Source organism: Micromonospora thermarum, from assembly GCF_012034245.1.
Lineage (GTDB): Bacteria > Actinomycetota > Actinomycetes > Mycobacteriales > Micromonosporaceae > Micromonospora > Micromonospora thermarum.
In genome coordinates, this window is record NZ_JAATEO010000008.1 from 38,876 (window position 1) to 56,769 (window position 17,894).

Annotated in this window: 13 protein-coding genes and 1 tRNA gene; 7 read left to right on the forward strand and 7 right to left on the reverse strand. The window is 73.0% G+C overall.

Annotated elements, in window-relative coordinates; all coding sequences use genetic code 11:
• Positions 1 to 99: 99 nt before the first annotated feature.
• The 5 genes from HCJ94_RS09400 to argS all read right to left on the reverse strand — a co-directional run bounded on the left by HCJ94_RS09400 (position 100) and on the right by argS (position 9,060).
• On the reverse strand, positions 100 to 3,402 hold the full coding sequence (locus tag HCJ94_RS09400) for an efflux RND transporter permease subunit (protein ID WP_168000590.1): 3,303 nt from the start codon (positions 3,400 to 3,402) through the stop codon (positions 100 to 102).
• Between the two features lie 125 nt (positions 3,403 to 3,527).
• A complete protein-coding gene (gene thrC, locus HCJ94_RS09405) occupies positions 3,528 to 4,577 on the reverse strand; it encodes a threonine synthase (RefSeq protein ID WP_168000591.1) in 1,050 nt (349 codons plus the stop codon).
• 111 nt (positions 4,578 to 4,688) lie between these two features.
• Positions 4,689 to 6,002, reverse strand: a complete 1,314-nt coding sequence (locus HCJ94_RS09410) for a homoserine dehydrogenase (protein ID WP_309227211.1) — start codon at positions 6,000 to 6,002, stop codon at positions 4,689 to 4,691.
• An 8-nt stretch (positions 6,003 to 6,010) separates the two neighbouring features.
• Positions 6,011 to 7,396, reverse strand: a complete 1,386-nt coding sequence (gene lysA / locus HCJ94_RS09415; protein WP_168000593.1) for a diaminopimelate decarboxylase — start codon at positions 7,394 to 7,396, stop codon at positions 6,011 to 6,013.
• Positions 7,396 to 9,060: an arginine--tRNA ligase gene (argS, locus tag HCJ94_RS09420; RefSeq protein ID WP_168000594.1), complete on the reverse strand. Its 1,665-nt coding sequence runs from the start codon at positions 9,058 to 9,060 to the stop codon at positions 7,396 to 7,398. Before argS ends, lysA begins: the two co-directional genes overlap by 1 nt.
• 100 nt (positions 9,061 to 9,160) lie before the next feature.
• On the opposite strand from argS, the gene HCJ94_RS09425 reads away from it, so the two are divergent.
• The 4 genes from HCJ94_RS09425 (at position 9,161) to HCJ94_RS09440 (ending at position 11,887) form a co-directional block, all read left to right on the forward strand.
• Positions 9,161 to 9,949 carry a thioredoxin-like domain-containing protein gene (locus tag HCJ94_RS09425; protein ID WP_168000595.1) on the forward strand — a complete coding sequence of 263 codons (789 nt, stop codon included), beginning with the start codon at positions 9,161 to 9,163 and terminating at the stop codon, positions 9,947 to 9,949.
• A gap of 8 nt (positions 9,950 to 9,957) precedes the next feature.
• On the forward strand, positions 9,958 to 10,626 hold the full coding sequence (locus HCJ94_RS09430; RefSeq protein ID WP_168000596.1) for a DUF305 domain-containing protein: 669 nt from the start codon (positions 9,958 to 9,960) through the stop codon (positions 10,624 to 10,626).
• Between the two features lie 194 nt (positions 10,627 to 10,820).
• Positions 10,821 to 11,513 (forward strand): winged helix-turn-helix domain-containing protein, encoded by a 693-nt coding sequence (locus HCJ94_RS09435; RefSeq protein WP_168000724.1) that lies wholly within the window; start codon positions 10,821 to 10,823, stop codon positions 11,511 to 11,513.
• A 299-nt stretch (positions 11,514 to 11,812) separates the two neighbouring features.
• Positions 11,813 to 11,887 (forward strand) — tRNA-Arg (locus HCJ94_RS09440).
• Positions 11,888 to 11,972: 85 nt separating this feature from the next.
• Here the strand turns inward: HCJ94_RS09440 and ligD are convergent.
• Positions 11,973 to 12,932 (reverse strand): non-homologous end-joining DNA ligase, encoded by a 960-nt coding sequence (ligD, locus tag HCJ94_RS09445; protein WP_168000597.1) that lies wholly within the window; start codon positions 12,930 to 12,932, stop codon positions 11,973 to 11,975.
• A gap of 85 nt (positions 12,933 to 13,017) precedes the next feature.
• Complete coding sequence (locus HCJ94_RS09450; RefSeq protein ID WP_168000598.1) at positions 13,018 to 14,478, reverse strand: MFS transporter; 1,461 nt, start codon at positions 14,476 to 14,478, stop codon at positions 13,018 to 13,020.
• 81 nt (positions 14,479 to 14,559) lie between these two features.
• Between HCJ94_RS09450 and HCJ94_RS09455 the strand changes: the two genes are divergently transcribed.
• From HCJ94_RS09455 to HCJ94_RS09465, 3 genes are read left to right on the forward strand one after another with little or no spacing between them, the layout of a single operon-like run.
• Entirely contained in the window at positions 14,560 to 15,000 is a 441-nt protein-coding gene (locus HCJ94_RS09455) for a winged helix-turn-helix transcriptional regulator (protein WP_373684227.1), read from the forward strand.
• A gap of 59 nt (positions 15,001 to 15,059) precedes the next feature.
• Entirely contained in the window at positions 15,060 to 15,608 is a 549-nt protein-coding gene (locus tag HCJ94_RS09460; RefSeq protein ID WP_168000599.1) for a TetR/AcrR family transcriptional regulator, read from the forward strand.
• Positions 15,609 to 15,640: 32 nt separating this feature from the next.
• Positions 15,641 to 17,851 (forward strand): MMPL family transporter, encoded by a 2,211-nt coding sequence (locus HCJ94_RS09465; RefSeq protein WP_168000600.1) that lies wholly within the window; start codon positions 15,641 to 15,643, stop codon positions 17,849 to 17,851.
• The last annotated feature ends 43 nt before the right edge of the window (positions 17,852 to 17,894 follow it).

The window sequence follows — 17,894 nt, forward strand, 5'->3', positions numbered from 1 at the left end:
TCCGTCGGTGCGCGGACAGCACGGGAACGAAGATCGTCCCGCTGGCGCCGAGACGGCGCACGCCCCCGGCCGGTGGCCGGGGGCGTCCGTTGACAGGTCCTACTCCGTCGGCGGCAGCGGCGACGTGCGGCTCCTGGGCAGCCGCAGCACCTCGAACTGGTCGGTGCCGTCGACCAGCGCCGCCGAGGGCGCCGGCCGGGCGACGGCCCCGCCGGCAGTACCGGTGGTTCCACCGGCCGACCCCGCGGTCCCGGCGCCCGGTCTCGTCGCGGCGCCGGTCACCGCCAACTCCCGCTCGACGGCCGGATCGGTGGTCTCCGGGCCGGCGCCCACGGACGGAGCCTCGGGCAGCACCCCGCGCCGGCGGGCACGGCGGGCCCGGAACGACTCCTTCGTGTGCTCCACCATCGCGTACAGGGTCGGCACCAGGACCAGGGTGAGCAGCGTCGAGCTGAGCAGGCCGCCGATCACCACGATCGCCAGCGGCTTCGAGATGAAGCCGCCCTCACCGGTGAGCCCCAGCGCCATCGGCAGCAGCGCGAAGATCGTGGCAACGGCGGTCATCAGGATCGGCCGCAGCCGGCGGCGACCGCCCTCGACCACCGCCTCCCGGACGCCCACGCCCTGCGCCCGGTACTGGTTGACCAGGTCGAGCAGCACGATCGCGTTGGTCACCACGATGCCGACCAGCATGAGTACGCCGATCAGCGCGGGAACGCCCAGCGGGGTGCCGGTGGCCAGGAGCAGGCCGATCGCCCCGGTCGCCGCGAACGGGACGGAGACCAGCAGGATCAGCGCCTGGGTCAGGCTCCGGAACGTCGCCACCATGATCAGGAAGACGATCGCGATGGCGGCCAGCACCGCCAGGCCGAGGTCGGCGAAGGCCGCCTCCTGGTCCGCGCTGACGCCGCCGATGGCGAAGGTCGCCCCCGGCACGTCGATCGCGTCCAGCTTCTTCTGCAGCTCCTGGCTGGTCTTGCCCAGGTTGGAGCCGGTGGCCGTACCGGTGACCGAGACGCTGCGCTCGCCGTCGATGCGGGTGACCTGCTGCGGCCCGTCGACCTCGGCGATCGTCCCGATGTCGTCCAGCGTCACGGCGCCGATCCGCATCGTCCGCAACTGCTCGACGGTGGCCGGCGGCTGGCCGGCGGAGCGCAGCACCACGGGCTGCTGACCGCCGTCGAGCGTCACCTGGCCCAGCGGAGCGCCCCGGTACGCCTGCGCGACCAGCTGCCCCACCGCCGCCTCGGTGAGCCCGACCCGGGCGGCGGCCGCCCGGTCGACGGTGACGTCGACACGCTTCCCCTGGTCGGCGAGGCTGGTCGTCACGTCCTCGACGCCGGACAGGCCCTTCATCGCCGCCACGGCCTCGTCGGCGGCCCGCTGCAGCGTCGCCGGGTCGGCGGCCTGGACGACCACCTCCAGCTGGTTGGCCGAGGCGCCGCCCTGCCCGGCGCCGAACCGGAACTCGCCGGCGCCCGACCCGAGCGCGTCGAACTTCTCCCGGAGGACGCCGCGCATCTCCTTGGCGTCCGTGTCCCCGCTGAGGGCGAGGTTCCAGGTGGCGACGTTGTTGCCGCCGGTGCTGGCCCACGGGGTGTCCCCGGACCCGGCCGTCAGCTGGTACGTCTCGACACCCTCGGTGCCGGCCAGCACCTCCTCGACCCGGCGGGCCGCCGCGTCCGTGCCGGCCAGGCCGGTGCCCGCCGGCAGCTCCTGGGTGATGGTCATGGTGTCCTGGCCGGAGTCGTCCAGGAAGTTGGTCTCCAGCTGGCGGGACAGGCCGAAGGTGCCGAAGAGGACCAGCACGCCGAGCCCGAGGGTGATCCAGCGGGTGGCCCACGTACGGGTGGCGAAGCCGATGACCGGCAGGTATCCCCGCTGCAACGGGCTGCGCAGCTCCTTCTCCTCCGCCGCCCGGCGGACGTCCGCCTTCACGGCGTCGCCGGCCGGCTTCAGGAACCAGTACGCCAGCACCGGGATGACGGTGAGCGACCCGAGCAGCGAGGCGAGCAGGGCCACCGTGACGGTGATCGCGAACGGCGCGAACAGCTGCCCGACGAACCCGCCGACCAGCGCGATCGGCGCGAACACGGCGACGGTGGTGAGCGTGGAGGCGGTCACCGCGCCGGCCACCTCGCGGACGGCGGTGAGGATGGCCTCCCGCTTGGCCTCGCCGTACTCCAGGTGCCGTTTGATGTTCTCCAGCACCACGATCGAGTCGTCCACCACCCGGCCGACCGCGATGGTCAGCGCGCCGAGGGTGAGCAGGTTGAGCGAGTAGTCGCCGATCCACAGCGCGATCAGCGCGACCACCACCGACAGCGGGATGGAGACCGCGGTGACGAGAGTGGACCGGACCGACAGCAGGAACACCAGGATCACGACGACCGCCATCACGAGACCCAGCAGGCCCTCGGTGGTGAGGCTCTCGATCGACTTCTCGACGAAGGGCGCCTGGTCGAAGACGACGGTCAGCTCGGCGCCGGACGCGCCGCGCAGGTCGGCGAGCCGGTCCCGGATCTCGTGCGAGATCTCCACCGCGTTGCCGTCCGGCGTCGCGGTGACGGCGACGCCCAGGCTGTCCTTGCCGTTCGTCCGCGTGATCGCCGTGGCCGGCACGGGCTGCTGCTCGACGGTCGCCACGTCCCGGAGGCGGACCGAGGGCGGGGCGACCACCAGGTTGCGCAGGTCGTCCAGGTCGGCCAGCGGCGTACCGACCTGGACCGGGAGGGTACGGCCCTCGGCGACCACCGCACCGGCGGGGACCACGACCCCGTTGGCCCGCAGCGCCTCACCGATCGCGCCGGGCCGGATCCCGGCCGCAGCGAGCTTGTTCTGGTCCGGCGTGATCGCCACGACCTCGTCGCGGGTGCCGGTCACCTCGACGGTGCGGACGCCCTCGATCGCCTCCAGCTCGGGCACGACCGTGTCGCGGAGCCTCTCGCCGAGCGCGCGCAGGTCCCCGCCGGACGCGGCGAGCACCACCGCCGGCAGATCGTCCGTGCCACCGGCGACGACCTGGGGGTCCACCCCCTCGGGCAGTTGGGCGTCGACCCGGTTGAGCGCGGTCTGCATCTTGTTGACCACGTCGTCCAGGTCGGTGCCGAACTCGTACTGCACCTGGACGGTCGCCGAGCCCTCACGCGAGGTCGAGGTGATCTTCTCCAGCCCCGGGATGCCCTGGAGGCTGTTCTCGATGGGCTCGGTGACCTGCGACTCGACGACCTCCGGACCGGCGCCGGGGTACGCCGCCACGACGAAGGCGGCCGGGAACTCCAGCGACGGCAGGAGTTGCTGCTTCAGCGACGGCACGGCGAACGCTCCGAACGCCGTGGCCACCACCGCGATGAGGGCGACCAGCCCTCGGTTGGCGAGACTGAATCTGGCGAGCAGCGACATCGGCTGGACTCACTCCTGGAGAGGGACTGCGGTGCGGGGTGGGGAAAGTGTGCCCCACCCGATCTCGGCGGTTCCGGTGGGGCTCCGCCCGCGGTCCCGCCGACGGGACGGCTCCCGGGAGGGGATCAGACCAGGTCGAGGGAGCGAGCCGCGGCCAGCGGATCGTTGGCGATGGTGACCGGTGCGGGGGCCGTGGAGATGGCCCACTCCGGGTCCTTCAGGCCGTGACCGGTGACGGTGCAGACGACCGTCGAGCCAGGCGGCACGGCGCCCGCGGCGGCCTGCTGGAGCAGCCCCGCGACGCTGGCCGCGCTGCCCAGCTCGACGAAGATGCCGACCTCCCGGGCGAGCAGCCGGTACGCCATCAGGATCTCCCGGTCGGTGACCGCGGCGATCAGCCCACCGGAGGCGTCCCGGGCGTCGAGCGCCTTCGTCCAGCTCGCCGGGTTGCCGATCCGGATGGCGGTGGCGATGGTCGACGGTTCACGGACCACCTGGCCGGTGACGATCGGCGCCGCGCCGGACGCCTGGAAGCCGTACATCTTCGGGGTCCGCGTGATGTTGCCGGCGTCCCGTTCCTCCGAGTAGCCCAGCCAGTAGGCGGAGATGTTGCCGGCGTTGCCGACCGGCAGGCAGTGGATGTCCGGCGCGTCGCCGAGCGCCTCGACGATCTCGAACGCGGCGGTCTTCTGGCCGTGCAGCCGGTCGACGTTCACCGAGTTGACCAGGGCGACCGGGTAGTCCTGGGCGAGCTTCGCGGCCAGCGACAGGCAGTCGTCGAAGTTGCCGCTCACCTGGAGCAGCCGGGCGCCGTGGACCAGCGCCTGCGCGAGCTTGCCCAGCGCGATCTTGCCCTGCGGCACCAGCACCGCGCAGGTCAGGCCGGCGCGGGCGGCGTACGCGGCGGCCGAGGCGCTGGTATTGCCGGTGGACGCGCAGATGATCGCCTTGTTGCCGGCCTCGACCGCCTTGGAGACCGCGACCGTCATGCCCCGGTCCTTGAAGGAGCCGGTCGGGTTGGCACCCTCGACCTTGAGCCAGACGTCGCAGCCGATCCGGGACGACAGCACCGGCGCGGGCAGCAGCGGCGTGTTCCCCTCGTGCAGGGTGACGACGGGAGTGGCCTCGGTGACCGGCAGCCGATCCCGGTACGCGTCGATGAGACCCCGCCACATGTCGTACTCCTCCGCCTCTGCTCCCGGCCGCGCCGGGTCCCGTCAAGCCTGGACCAGCCACCCCGGGCGGCCTCCGGCGCACCCTCCGCCACCCACCAGGCGGGACACGGGTCAGGCCCCGCCCTCGACCCGCAGCACGCTGGCCACCGACCGGACGATGTCCAACCCGCGCAGCTCGCGGACGGTCGCGGCGAGCGCGGCGTCCGGTGCGACGTGGGTGACGATGACCAGGTCGGCGTCCTCGCCACGGCCGGCCGCGCCCTCACCGGCCGGCCCCTGCCGGACGGTCGCGATCGAGACGTCGTGCCGGGCGAACACGCCGGCCACCGCGGCCAGCACACCCGGACGGTCGGTCACGTCGAGGCTGATGTGGTAGCGCGTCAGCGCCTCCCCCATCGGGCGCACCGGCAGGTCGGCGTACGCGGACTCACTGGCCGCGCGGACCCCGGCGAGCCGGTTGCGGGAGACCGCCACCACGTCGCCGAGCACGGCGCTGGCCGTCGGCGCGCCGCCCGCGCCCCGGCCGTAGAACATGAGCTGCCCGGCCGCCTCCGCCTCGACGAAGACCGCGTTGAACGCGTCGCCGACGCTGGCCAGGGGGTGGGTCAGCGGGATCATCGCCGGGTGCACCCGGACGCTGACCGTCTCGCGGCCGGCCGCGTCCGCGCCCCGGGCGGCGATGCAGAGCAGCTTGATGGTGCAGCCCATCGCCTTGGCGCTGGCCACGTCGGCGGCGGTGACCTCGGTGATCCCCTCGCGGTGCACGTCGGCCGCGCTGACCCGGGTGTGGAACGCCAGCGAGGCGAGGATCGCGGCCTTGGCCGCCGCGTCGAAGCCCTCCACGTCGGCCGTCGGGTCGGCCTCGGCGTACCCCAGCTCGGTCGCCTCCTCCAGCGCCTCGGCGAAGCCGGCGCCGGTGGCGTCCATCGCGGAGAGAATGAAGTTGGTGGTGCCGTTGACGATGCCGGTCACCCGGGTGATGCGGTCACCGTGCAGCGACTCGCGCAGCGGCCGCAGCAGCGGGATCGCGCCGGCCACCGCCGCCTCGTAGTAGAGGTCGCCGCCGCCCTCGGCCGCCGCGTCGTGCAGCGAGCCGCCGTCCTCGGCGAGGAGCGCCTTGTTCGCCGTGACGACGCTCTTGCCGGCCCGCAACGCCTCCACGAGCCAGCCCCGGGCCGGCTCGATGCCGCCGACGACCTCGACCACGACGTCGACGTCGTCGCGTTTGATCAGGCCGAGCGGGTCGGTCGTGAACAGCGCCGGGTCGACCGGCAGGTCGCCGCGGTCACGGCCGATCCGGCGTACGGCGATGCCGGCGATCTCCAGCGGCGCGCCGATCCGGGCGGCGAGGTCGGCGGACTGCTCGTGCAGCAGCCGGACGACCTCGCTGCCGACCGTGCCGCAGCCGAGCAGCGCCAAACGCACAGGTGACGTCATCCCACATCCAAAGCGAGCAGGTCCTCTTCGGTCTCCCGCCGGACGATCAGGCGCGCCTGGCCGTCCCGCACCGCCACCACCGGCGGGCGCGGCACGTGGTTGTAGTTGCTGGCCATGCTCCGGCAGTACGCACCCGTGCCGGGCACCGCGACAAGATCTCCGGGCTGCACGTCGGCGGGCAGGAATTCATCCTTCACCACGATGTCCCCGGACTCACAGTGCTTTCCCACCACGCGGGCGAGCATCGGCTCGGCGGCGCTCGACCGGGAGGCCAGGGTCGCCGAGTACGAGGCGTCGTACAGCGCGGTGCGGATGTTGTCGCTCATGCCCCCGTCGACGCTCACGTACGTCCGGATCCCGTCGACGTCCTTGACCGTCCCCACCTCGTAGAGGGTGAACACGGCCGGCCCGACGATCGCCCGGCCGGGCTCGATGGACAGGTGCGGCACGGCGAGCCGCTCGGCGGCGCACTCCGCGTCGACGATCTTCCGCAGCCGCTTCGCCAGGTCGGCCGGCGTGGCCGGGTCGTCCTGGGTCGTGTACGCGATGCCGAAGCCGCCGCCCAGGTCCAGCTCGGGCAGTTCCACGCCGCGCGCGTCGCGGATCTGCGCCTGCAACGCGAGCACCCGGCGGGCGGAGACCTCGAAGCCGCTCGCGTCGAAGATCTGCGACCCGATGTGCGAGTGCAGGCCACGCAGCTCCAGCACGTCCTCGTCGAGGATGCGCAGCGCGGCGGCGATCGCCGCGCCGCCGGCCAGCGAGAAGCCGAACTTCTGGTCCTCGTGGGCGGTGGCGATGAACTCGTGGGTGTGCGCCTCGACGCCGACGGTCACCCGGACCAGCACCCTCGGCCGGACGCCCCGCTCCCGCGCCAGCGCGGTCAGCCGGTCGATCTCCTGGAACGAGTCGACGATGATGCGGCCCACCCCGGCGTCCAGCGCCCGGGTCAGCTCCGCGACCGACTTGTTGTTGCCGTGGAAGCCGATCCGCTCCGGCGGCATCCCGGCCGCGAGCGCGGTGGCCAGCTCCCCGCCGGTGCAGACGTCGAGGTGCAGGCCCTCCTCGGCGATCATCCGGACCACCGCGCGGCAGAGGAACGCCTTGCCGGCGTAGTAGACGTCCTCGGTGGGGAACGCGGCGCGGAAGTCCCGGCAGCGCGCCCGCAGGTCGTCCTCGTCCAGCACGTACACCGGGGTGCCGAACTCGGCCGCGACGTCGCGGACCGGGAGGCCCGCGACGGCGAGCGCGCCGTCGGCCCCCCGCGCGACGTTCCGCGGCCACAGCTGCGGCACCAGGGCGTTGACGTCGACCGGCGTACGCAGCCACGCCGGCCCCCGGCTGCCGATGTCCCCGTGCAGGGCACCGGCCTCGTGCGCGCGCACTACATCCGCTCCGGAGCCGAGACGCCGAGCAGGCGGAGCCCGTTGGCGATGACCACCCGGGTCGCGTCGTTCAGCCAGAGCCGGGCCCGGTGCAGGTCGGTGACCTCCTCGTCGCCGCGGGGCAGGACCCGGCAGTTGTCGTAGAACCGGTGGTACGCCCCGGCCAGGTCCTCCAGGTAGCGGGCCACCCGGTGCGGCTCGCGCAGCTCGGCGGCGGCCGCAACCACGGCGGGGAACTCGGCGAGCGCCTTGAGCAGCTCGTTCTCCTTGTCGTGGTCGAGCAGCTCCGGGTGGAAGGCCGCGGCGTCACCGCGGGTCAGGCCGACCTCCGCCGCGTTGCGGCCGACGCTGGCCGTACGGGCGGCCACGTACTGCACGTAGTAGACCGGGTTGTCGCGGGTGGCCCGGGTCCACAGCTCGATGTCGATGTCGATCGGCGAGTCGCTCGAGTAGCGCGCCAGCGCGTACCGGGAGGCGTCCACGCCGATCGCCTCGACCAGGTCCTCCAGGGTGACGACGGTGCCGAACCGCTTGCTCATCCGCACCGGGACGCCGTCGCGCACCAGGTTGACCAGCTGGCCGATGAGGATCTCGAGGTTGCGGTCCGGGTCGTCGCCGAAGCAGGCGGCCATCGCCTTCATCCGGCCGATGTAGCCGTGGTGGTCGGCGCCGAGCATGATCACGACCCGCTCGAAGCCACGCTCCCGCTTGTCCAGGTAGTACGCGCAGTCGGCGGCGAAGTACGTCCACTCGCCGTTGGACTTGCGCAGCACCCGGTCCTTGTCGTCGCCGAAGTCGGTGGTGCGCAGCCAGGTGGCGCCCTCGGCCTCGTACGTGTTGCCCTGCTCCCGCAGCCGGTTGAGCGCGTGGTCCAGCTCACCCCGGTCGTGCAGGTCCTTCTCGTTGAAGTACGTGTCGAACTCCACGCCGAAGTCGCGCAGCGAGGACTTGATCTCGGCGAACATCAGCTCGACGCCCTCGACCCGGAACACCTCCTGGGCGGCGGCGTCGTCGAGCGTCAGCACCTCCGGCCGCCGGGCCCGCACCTGCTCCGCGATCTCCGCGATGTACGCCCCGGCGTAGCCGTCCTCGGGAGCGGGCTCGCCCTTGGCGGCGGCGAGCAGCGAACGGGCGAACCGGTCGATCTGCGAGCCGGCGTCGTTGAAGTAGTACTCCGTGCCGACGTCGGCCCCGGTGGCGCGCAGCAGCCGGCTCAGCGCGTCACCCACGGCCGCCCAGCGGACCCCGCCGATGTGCACCGGGCCGGTCGGGTTCGCCGACACGAACTCCAGATTGATCTTCTGGCCGGCGAGCCGGTCGCTGCGGCCGTACTCCGCGCCGGCCTCGACGATCGCGCGGGCGAGCTGGCCCGCGGCGGCCGCGTCGAGACGGATGTTGAGGAAGCCCGGGCCGGCGATCTCCACCGACTTGACCCCCGCGGCCCGGCCGAGCTGCTCGGCCAGAGCGGCGGCCAGCTCCCGCGGCGGCACGCCCACCTTCTTGCTGAGCTGGAGCGCCAGCGTCGAGGCGTAGTCACCGTGCTCGGGGTTCCGGGGTCGCTCCACCGCCGTTCGCTCCGGCAGGGCGGAGCGGTCCAGGCCCCGCTCGGTGAAGACGGCGTGGGCTGCGGTGAGGACGACCTCGGCGAGTTCTGCGGGAGTCACCGAACCATGTTATCGGGGGTAGACTCGGTCCCCGCGGCGGCGACCCAGCATGTGAACCCGGCCCGCCAGATCCCCTGACCGACCGACCTGACGAGGCACGATGAGCATCAGCACCCCGGGCGGCCCGGAGCGCCGTCCGACCGTGGTCAGCACCGGCAAGAAGCCGGCCGCCGGCAAGGCGGGGTCCGGCAAGCCCGGGTCCGGCAAGCCGGGCACTTCGCGCGCGGGTGGCGGGGGCAAGGGCCCACGCAAGCCGATCGCACCGGTCAAGGTGAGCCAGGGTCGCAGCTGGGGTCCGATCGCACTGTTCACCGCCGTCGGCCTGCTCGCCGTCGCCATCATCGGGTACGGCGCCTGGGCAACCTTCCAGGGCTCGAAGCCGTGGGAAGACCGGGCGAACGCGATCGACGGCATGGTCAACTTCCGCGAGAAGGACCCGGAGCTGGTCAAGGGCGGCAACCACCAGCAGGGCTCGATCCAGTACTCGGTCCTCCCCCCGGTCGCCGGCCCGCACAACGACGCCTGGCAGAACTGCATGGGTGACGTCTACGACGCACCGATCGCCAACGAGCACGCGGTGCACAGCCTGGAGCACGGCGCGGTCTGGGTCACCTACCAGCCGAACCTGCCGGCCGACCAGGTCGAGAAGCTCGCCGGGAAGGTGCGCGGCAACGAGAAGCTGTTCATGAGCCCGTACGAGGGCCTCGACAAGCCGATCTCGCTGCAGGCGTGGGGCTACCAGCTCAAGGTCGACAACGCCGACGACGGCCGCATCGACGAGTTCATCAAGACCCTGAAGGTGAACGCCTCGATCGAGGGCCCGACCGCCCTCTGCAACCAGGGCGTCACCGCCACCGGCACCACTCCCCGCCAGTTGCAGCAGCAGTAAGGACTGCCATGACCGCGCCCACGAGCCTCGACAGCGACAGCGGCGAGACCACGGCCACCGACGACGGTGACCAGGTGTCCGCCCGCCGGTTCGGCACCCTCGCGGTGGCGCTCGCCGTCGTGGTCGGTCTCCTGCTCGGGTACGCGGGGGGCCTGCTCACCCCCCGCCTCACCCAACCCGGGGACGCCTCGGTGGAGGCGGGCTTCGCGCGGGACATGACCACCCACCACGCCCAGGCGGTGGAGATGGGGCTGATCGCGTTCCAGCGCGGCACGGACCAGGAGGTCCGGACGATCGGCGGCGACATCGCCCTCGCCCAGCAGGGCGACATCGGCGCCATGCAGACCTGGCTGCGCTCCTGGGAGCTGGACCCGACCGGTTCCCAGCCCCGGATGGCGTGGATGCCGGACGGCACCAGGATGGTCCGCGACGGGCTGATGCCCGGCATGGCCACCTCGGAGCAGATGGCGCAGCTGCGCGAGGCCCAGGGCAAGGAGCTGGACGTCCTCTTCCTGGACCTAATGATCAAGCACCACATCGGTGGCATCCACATGGTGGACGCCCTGCTCGACGCGAGCGACGAGCCGGACGTGGTCCAGGCCGCGCAGACCATGAAGAACACCCAGCAGACCGAGCTGACCAACCTCCAGAACGCCCTCAAGCGCATCCAGGGCTGAGTCCGCTCGCGGCGTCCGAGAAAGGCCCGCACCGCCGGTCGGCGGTGCGGGCCTTTCGCTGTGCGGTTCCCGAGCTCGACTCAGTCCGAGTTGTCTGTTTCGGGCGATGTGGGGCGTCCGACCGAATCCATCACTAAGAGAAGTTTCTCCACACATATCGTGACCAGTTGCGATTCGGGCTCGTTGCGCAGGACGTGGGGGTTGCACTGAGAGACGCGCGGCGTTCGGTCACCAGCTGGTGCCGGCGCCACACCATCGGCGGTGACGGGGCGGTGGCGGCCGTCCGTCGCGGACAGCGGCAGGGCGAGCCGGGAATGCTCAGCCGCGAACAGGAACTCGAACTGATCGACACGCTGCGGGGCAGCTACCCCGACGCGTTTGGCCTGGACGAGGAGCTCTGGACGCGACAGAGCCTGCACACCCTCATCCAGAGCCGGTTCGAGCTGCCGCTGGACGCGGGGGCGGTCGGGGCGTACCTGCGGGCCTGGGGGTTGGGTCCGCGGGAACCCCGCGAGCGCGCCTGCGGGCTCTGTGTGGGCGCCGTCGAGCGGTGGGTACGCACCGAGTACCCCGCCATCACCCGGGCCGCCCAGGAGCACCTCGCCGAGGTGTACTGGCTCGGGCGGGTGCGGCTGCGGGGCACCATGCCGGCCGCCGACGTGGTCTCCGCCGTCTCGTCCCGTGGCCGCGTCCGCTTCATGATCACCACGCCGTCGGTGGACCCGCCGCTGCCGCGGGACTTCGTGCTCCGGCTGAGCGGCGATGAGCAGCGCACCGTGCACCTGATCGTGGACGGCTCCTGGCCCCGCAACGAGTGGCCCCGCCGACTGCCCCGCCGGATCGTGCTGCACCCGCTGCCGAGCTGCGGCCGGGCCGTCGCCGCCTGAGCCCACCGCGAGTACGCGGCGCTCGCCCTTTGCTCTGCTTCAACCGACGCACTGAAATCCGACTCGGACCGTTGCGCGGGTTGACGCAGCGCAAATGGGACGTGTGAATGCGTCCGCCCCCACGCGCCGAGGCGGTTGATCAAGAGGTTTTGGCATCGGAAAAGCGCTCCCCCTGGCCGAAACCTCTTGATCGACACGAGTGGGGGCCCGGGAGGGAGAGACCCGGCGACACGGAGTCGATCTCCGGATACCGATTCGGCGATCGCGGGTGGAGTTTGCTAGTCTTCTCCAGTCGCTGAGCCCCCGTAGCTCAGGGGATAGAGCACCGCCCTCCGGAGGCGGGGGCGCAGGTTCGAATCCTGCCGGGGGCACCAGACAGACCGAGAAGCCCGGGCCACCCGCCCGGGTTTTTTCATGTCCGGGGACCGTACGGTGGCCGGACGAGGCTGTCCGCGTACCTCAGTCGGCGGCGCGGCGGGCGCGGGCCCGGCGCTTCCCCTCGTGCATGGCCTGGACGCGGGCGACGGGGATCGTGTGGCCCTCGGCGACGAGGTCGTCCGGGAGCTTCTGCGGCGCGGGCATCGCGTCCGCCCACGGGTCCCGCCCGGCCAGCAGCGCGGGCGCGGTCCCGATGGTGAAGTCGGCCGGCGTGACCGACGGCAGGTCGTCCCAGGAGACCGGGAACGAGACCGGCACGCCGGGCCGCAGCCGGGGACTGTAGGCGGCGACCACCGTCGCGCCGCCCGCCCGGGTGGAGTCGATGAAGACCTTCCCGCCCCGGTCCTCCCGGATGAAGGCGGTCGTCGCGAGGTCCGGGTTGAGGCGGGCGGCGCGGGCGGCGAGCGCCCGGGTGGCGGCGGCCATGTCCTCGGCCGTGGCGTCGCCCGCGACCGGGACGAACACGTGCACCCCCTTCGCCCCGCTGGTCTTCACCGCGCCCGACAGACCCGCGTCGGCGAGCGCGCGGCGGACCAGCAGGGCGGCGGCCACCGCCACGTCGAACGGCGCGCCCTCCGGCGGATCGAGGTCGAGCACGAGATGCGTCGGGCGGTGCAGGTCGGCGACCGTGGCGAGGGTCGGGTGGTACTCCACCGCGCGCTGGTTGGCGAACCAGAGCAGGGTGCGCCGGTCGTCGCAGAGGGCGTACGAGACCTCCCGGTGCGAGGCCTCGGCCCACACGCCGGTGCGGCGGACCCAGTCCGGCGTGTACTTCGGCAGGTTCTTCTGCATGAACGGCGGTTGACCGGGGCGCACCCGGACCACCGACAGCGGCCGGTCCCGCAGGTGGGGCACGATCCGCTCGCTCACCGTGTCGAGGTAGTCGACCAGGTCCCGCTTGGTCGCACCGGCACCGTCGAACAGCGGCTGGTCCAGGTTGGTCAGCGCGACCCCGTCCCGGGTCTCCTCGGCCCCTGCCATCCGATCACCCTGCCGGCCGCCGCGCCGGCGGTCAACCGGACACGGCGAACGGTCCCGGCCGGCCCGGACGGCGGCGAGCAGCCCGTCACGCCACACAGCGCACGGGCTCGGCCGGGACGCCGGCGGCGGCCGGGGCGGGCACCGGCCGCCGCCGGCCCAGCGTGACCAGGGCCACCAGCAGGGCGGCGGCGACCAGGGCGGCGGCCACGGCGAAGGCGGCCCGGTACCCGGCGGCGAGGGCGCCGGTCGCGGCCTCGCCCGCCTCGCGGACCGCGTCGGTGCGGCTCGCGGCCAGGGTGGCGAGCACGGCCAGCCCGAGCGCGCCGCCGACCTGCTGGGTCGTGTTGACCAGTCCGGACGCCAGGCCGGCGTCAGCCGGGTCGGCGCCCGCCATCGCCAGGGTGGTGACGGCCGGCAGGATCAGCCCACCGGCGACGCCGAACACCAGCACGGCCGGCAGCACGTCGACCGGGTAGCTGCCGTCGGCCGGGAGCCGGGCGAGGAGCAGGAAGCCGACCACGGCGGGGCCGAGCCCGGTGACCAGCACCGGCCGGGCGCCGTACCGCGCGGCCAGCCGGCCGGCGAGACCGAGGGAGACCACCGCGATCACCACCGGAGTGGGCAGGAACGCGAGCCCGGCGCCGGTCGCGTCGAGGCCGAGCAGCAGTTGGAGCGCCAGCGCGAGCAGGAACTGGAACCCGAAGAGGGCGGCGACCGCGAGGAACTGCACGACGTTGGCGGCGACCAGGTCCGGGGTGCGCAGCACCCGGGGCGGCAGCAGCGGGGTCGCGGCGACGCGCTGCCGACGGACGAACGCGGCGAGCAGCACGGTGGCGAGCAGGGCGGCGCCGGCCGTGCGTACGGAGGCCCAGCCGTGCTCGCCGACACCGACGATGGCCAGCACGGTCACCATCAGCCCGGACGTCGCCAGCGCCGCGCCGGGGACGTCCAGGCCGGCGCGCAGGCCGGCGCCCCGGTCAGGAGCGACCACGCGGAGGGCGGCGAGCAGCACCGCCAGCCCGATCGGCACGTTGACCAGGAAGATGGCCGGCCAGCCGGCGATCCCGGTGAGCACCCCGCCGGCCAGCATGCCGATCGACGCGCCGGCTGCCCCGGTGAAGCTGAAGACGGCGATGGCCCGGGTCCGGCCGGCGGGCTCGGGGTAGAGCCGGACGATCATGCCGAGGCTGACCGCGGTGGCCGACGCCCCGCCGGCACCCTGGAGGAAGCGGGCGGAGACCAGGACGGCCGGCGTGGCCGCCACGGCGCACAGCAGCGACGCCACGGTGAACAGGGCGACGCCGGCCAGGAACACGCGCCGGCGCCCGAGCAGGTCACCGAGGCGCCCGGCGAGCAGGAGCAGCCCGCCGAAGGCGACGAGGTAGGCGTTGACCACCCAGGCCAGCCCGGCGGCGGAGAAGCCGAGGTCCCGCTGGATCGCCGGGAGCGCGACCGCGACGACGCTGCCGTCGAGAATGACCATGAGGCTGGCGGTGCACAACACCAGCAGCGCCAGCCGGCGGGACGGTGCGGTACGGGTCGGCATGGGAGAGCCCCTCCTAGGTGCATGGTTTGTTACCGAGACCATCCTCTGTGACCATGAGGCCGAGCGTAAGGAGGCACTTTCATGTCCCAGGGGAACAGCGATGTGCCCATGACCGGCTGCGACAGCACGGTCGGCCCCTTCTCACCCGGCCAGGCGAAGGCCTGCACGGTCCGCGAGGTGCTCGACCGCGTGGGCGGCAAGTGGAGCATCGGCATCCTGGTCGCGGCGTCTCGTGGCCCGGTCCGCTTCACCGAGTTGGAACGCTGCGTCGAGGGCATCAGCCGCCGCATGCTCACGCTGACCCTGCGCAACCTGGAACGGGACGGCCTGCTGCGGCGGACGGTCTATCCGACCGTCCCGCCGAAGGTCGAGTACACCGCCACCCCGATCGCCCTGGAGCTGTACGAGTCGCTGGTCGCCCTCACCGAGTGGGCGGACCGGCACCGCGTTGCCATCGCCGCCGCCCGGGCCGCGTACGACCGGGAGCACGGCCGTGTGGCGAACGCCATCGAATCGGTCTGACCGATCGGTCAGCACCTGACCGATCGGTCAGGCATGCTGGTCGGGGAGGTGGGACCGGCATGGCACGGGTGGTACCGGAGACGCGGGACGAGATCCTCGCGGCCGCGGCACGGCGCTTCGCGACGACCGGCTACCGGGGCACGTCGTTGCAGGACATCGCCCGCGACGTGGGCTGTTCCAAGGCGGCGGTGCTCTACCACTTCGCCAACAAGGAGGCCATCCTCACCGCGCTGATGGCCCCGGCGATCACGGTCCTGCACGCCCTGGACGGCCGGATCGTCGCCGCCGGCGGGCCGGCCGACGCGCAGCGGGTCGCGGCGGAGGGCTTCGTCGACCTGGCGGTCCGGTTCCGGCGGGAGATCGCGCTGCTGCGCGGCGAGTTCCCGGAACTGCTCCAGCAACCCGCCTTCGCACACATCCAGGCCATCTCCGAACGGCTCATCGGCGCGTTCGCCGGACACTCCGACCGCCCGTCGGCGCGGATCGCCGCGCTGGTGGTGCTCGCCGGCATCGCCGAGACGTGCGGGGAGTTCGTCGACGTGCCCGACGAGGAGCTTCGCCCGGCGCTGCTGGCGCTGGTCCGGCGGGCGCTCGAACCCGCCGGCTGACCCATCCATCCACGACGGAGGACACCGAACCCATGGCGACCCTGCTCTACCGGCTCGGCCGGGGCTCGATGCGCCGGCGGCGACTCGTCGCCGCGATCTGGCTCGTCGTACTCGTCGGCCTCGGCCTCGCCGCCGCGACCCTGCGCGGCCCGACGGCGAGCAACTTCACGATGCCCGGCACCGAGTCGCAGCGCGCCCAGGACCTGCTCGCCGAGCAGTTCCCGGCGGCCAGCGGCGCGACCGGCACCATCGCCGTCAAGGCACCGGCGCCCGGTCAGCTCGGCACGCCGCAGGGCCAGGCGGTGGTCAAGGAGCTGACCCAGGAGGCCGCGACGTTGCCCGGCGTGGTCGGCGCCGTGGATCCCTTCACGGTGCGGGCCCTCTCCCCCGACGGCCGGTACGCGCTGATCCAGGTCCAGTTCGCCGAGGGCGCCGACACGGTGACCGACGCGCAGCGGGAGGCGTACGAGAAGGTCGGCGCGGCGGCCGAGGCCCAGGGCTGGCAGGTGGCCCCCGGCGGTGAGGTGCTCAACACCGAGCCGGAGGTCGGCTCGACCGAGGCCCTCGGCGTGGCCATCGCGGCGATCGTCCTGGTGGTCACGTTCGGGTCGCTGGTGGCCGCGGGGATGACCATGCTCAACGCGCTGATCGGCGTGGGCGTCGGCATGGCCAGCCTGTACGCGCTCAGCGACGTCGTGGAGCTCACCAGCACCGCGCCGCTCCTCGCCCTGATGCTCGGCCTGGCGGTCGGCATCGACTACTCGCTCTTCATCACCTCCCGCTACCGGCAGAACCTGCTCGACGGGCTGCCCCGGGACGAGGCGGTCGGCCGGGCGGTCGGCACCGCCGGCTCGGCCGTTCTCTTCGCCGGCGCCACCGTGGTGATCGCGCTGGCCGGCCTGGCGGTGGTGAACATCCCGTTCCTCACGGTCATGGGTCTCGCCGCCGCCGGCACCGTCACCGTCGCCGTGCTGGTCGCTCTCACGCTCCAGCCGGCGCTGCTCGGCTTCGCCGGCCGGCGGGTGCTGCCCCGCAAGCTCCGCGCCGCCACCACGGTGACCGACACGGACGCCACCACCGAGGCCACCGACGCGGACGGCACCACCACCGAGGACCGGTCCGCCTTCGGGTTCCGGTGGGCCCGCCTGGTGACCCGGTTCCGGCTGCCCGTCATCCTGGTCGGCCTGGTCGGGCTCGGCGTGCTCGCGCTGCCCACGCCCGACATGCGGCTGGCCCTCCCCGACCCCGGCACCGCGCCGGCGGGATCGCCGGCCCGGGTCTCCAACGACCTGATCAGCGAGGGCTTCGGGCCGGGCTTCACCGGGCGACTGGCGGTCGTCGTCGCCGGCGACGACCAGCAGACCACGGCGGCGGCCGTACCGCAGGTCACCGCGCTGGTCCAGCGCACCGAGAACGTGCTCGCGGTGGCACCGCCGCAGTTCAGCCCCGACGGCCATACCGCGCTGCTGGGTGTGGTCCCGAAGACCGGGCCCACCGACCCGGCCACCGAGACCCTGGTGGACGACATCCGGGGCGCCGTCGACGGCATCCAGGGCGCCGACGTGCTGCTCACCGGCGTGACGGCGATCGGCATCGACGTCTCCGAGAAGCTCTCCGACGCGCTGCCGGTCTACCTGCTGCTCGTGGTCGGGCTGTCGGTGCTGCTGCTGATGCTGGTGTTCCGCTCGCTGCTGCTGCCGGTCAAGGCCGCGCTGGGCTTCCTGCTCACCGTCGCCGCGACGTTCGGGCTCACCGTGGCGGTGTTCCAGCAGGGTCGCCTCGCCGACCTGGTCGGCCTGGACACGCCCGGCCCGCTGATCAGCTTCCTGCCGGTCCTGCTCATCGGCATCCTGTTCGGCCTCGCCATGGACTACGAGGTCTTCCTGGTCTCCCGGATGCGGGAGGACTTCGTCCACGGTGACACCGCCCGGCAGGCCACCATCAACGGCATGGGGCACGGCGCCCGGGTGGTCACCGCCGCCGCGCTCATCATGATCGCGGTCTTCGGCGGCTTCGTCTTCATGGACGACCCGGTCATCAAGTCGATGGGCTTCGCGCTCGCGGTCGGTGTCGCCATCGACGCGTTCGTGGTCCGGATGACGATCGTGCCGGCGGTCATGTCGCTGCTCGGCGACAAGGCCTGGTGGCTTCCGCGCTGGCTCGACCGGGCCCTGCCCAACGTCGACGTCGAGGGCGAGGGCCTGCGCAACCACCTGCGGGAGAAGGAGAGCACTCGCGTCTGAGGTGCGGGGACGGGCCCCCTGCTCCGGGAGCAGGGGGCCCGTC

Excerpts from the sequence above, each read along its gene's own strand:
- HCJ94_RS09430 (WP_168000596.1), top strand. The coding sequence starts at position 9,958 with ATGACCGCGCCCACGAGCCTCGACAGCGACAGCGGCGAGACCACGGCC.
- HCJ94_RS09455 (WP_373684227.1), top strand. The coding sequence starts at position 14,560 with ATGTCCCAGGGGAACAGCGATGTGCCCATGACCGGCTGCGACAGCACG.
- HCJ94_RS09465 (WP_168000600.1), top strand. The coding sequence starts at position 15,641 with ATGGCGACCCTGCTCTACCGGCTCGGCCGGGGCTCGATGCGCCGGCGG.
- HCJ94_RS09460 (WP_168000599.1), top strand. The coding sequence starts at position 15,060 with ATGGCACGGGTGGTACCGGAGACGCGGGACGAGATCCTCGCGGCCGCG.
- HCJ94_RS09400 (WP_168000590.1), bottom strand. The coding sequence starts at position 3,402 with ATGTCGCTGCTCGCCAGATTCAGTCTCGCCAACCGAGGGCTGGTCGCC.
- HCJ94_RS09450 (WP_168000598.1), bottom strand. The coding sequence starts at position 14,478 with ATGCCGACCCGTACCGCACCGTCCCGCCGGCTGGCGCTGCTGGTGTTG.
- HCJ94_RS09425 (WP_168000595.1), top strand. The coding sequence starts at position 9,161 with ATGAGCATCAGCACCCCGGGCGGCCCGGAGCGCCGTCCGACCGTGGTC.
- ligD (WP_168000597.1), bottom strand. The coding sequence starts at position 12,932 with ATGGCAGGGGCCGAGGAGACCCGGGACGGGGTCGCGCTGACCAACCTG.
- thrC (WP_168000591.1), bottom strand. The coding sequence starts at position 4,577 with ATGTGGCGGGGTCTCATCGACGCGTACCGGGATCGGCTGCCGGTCACC.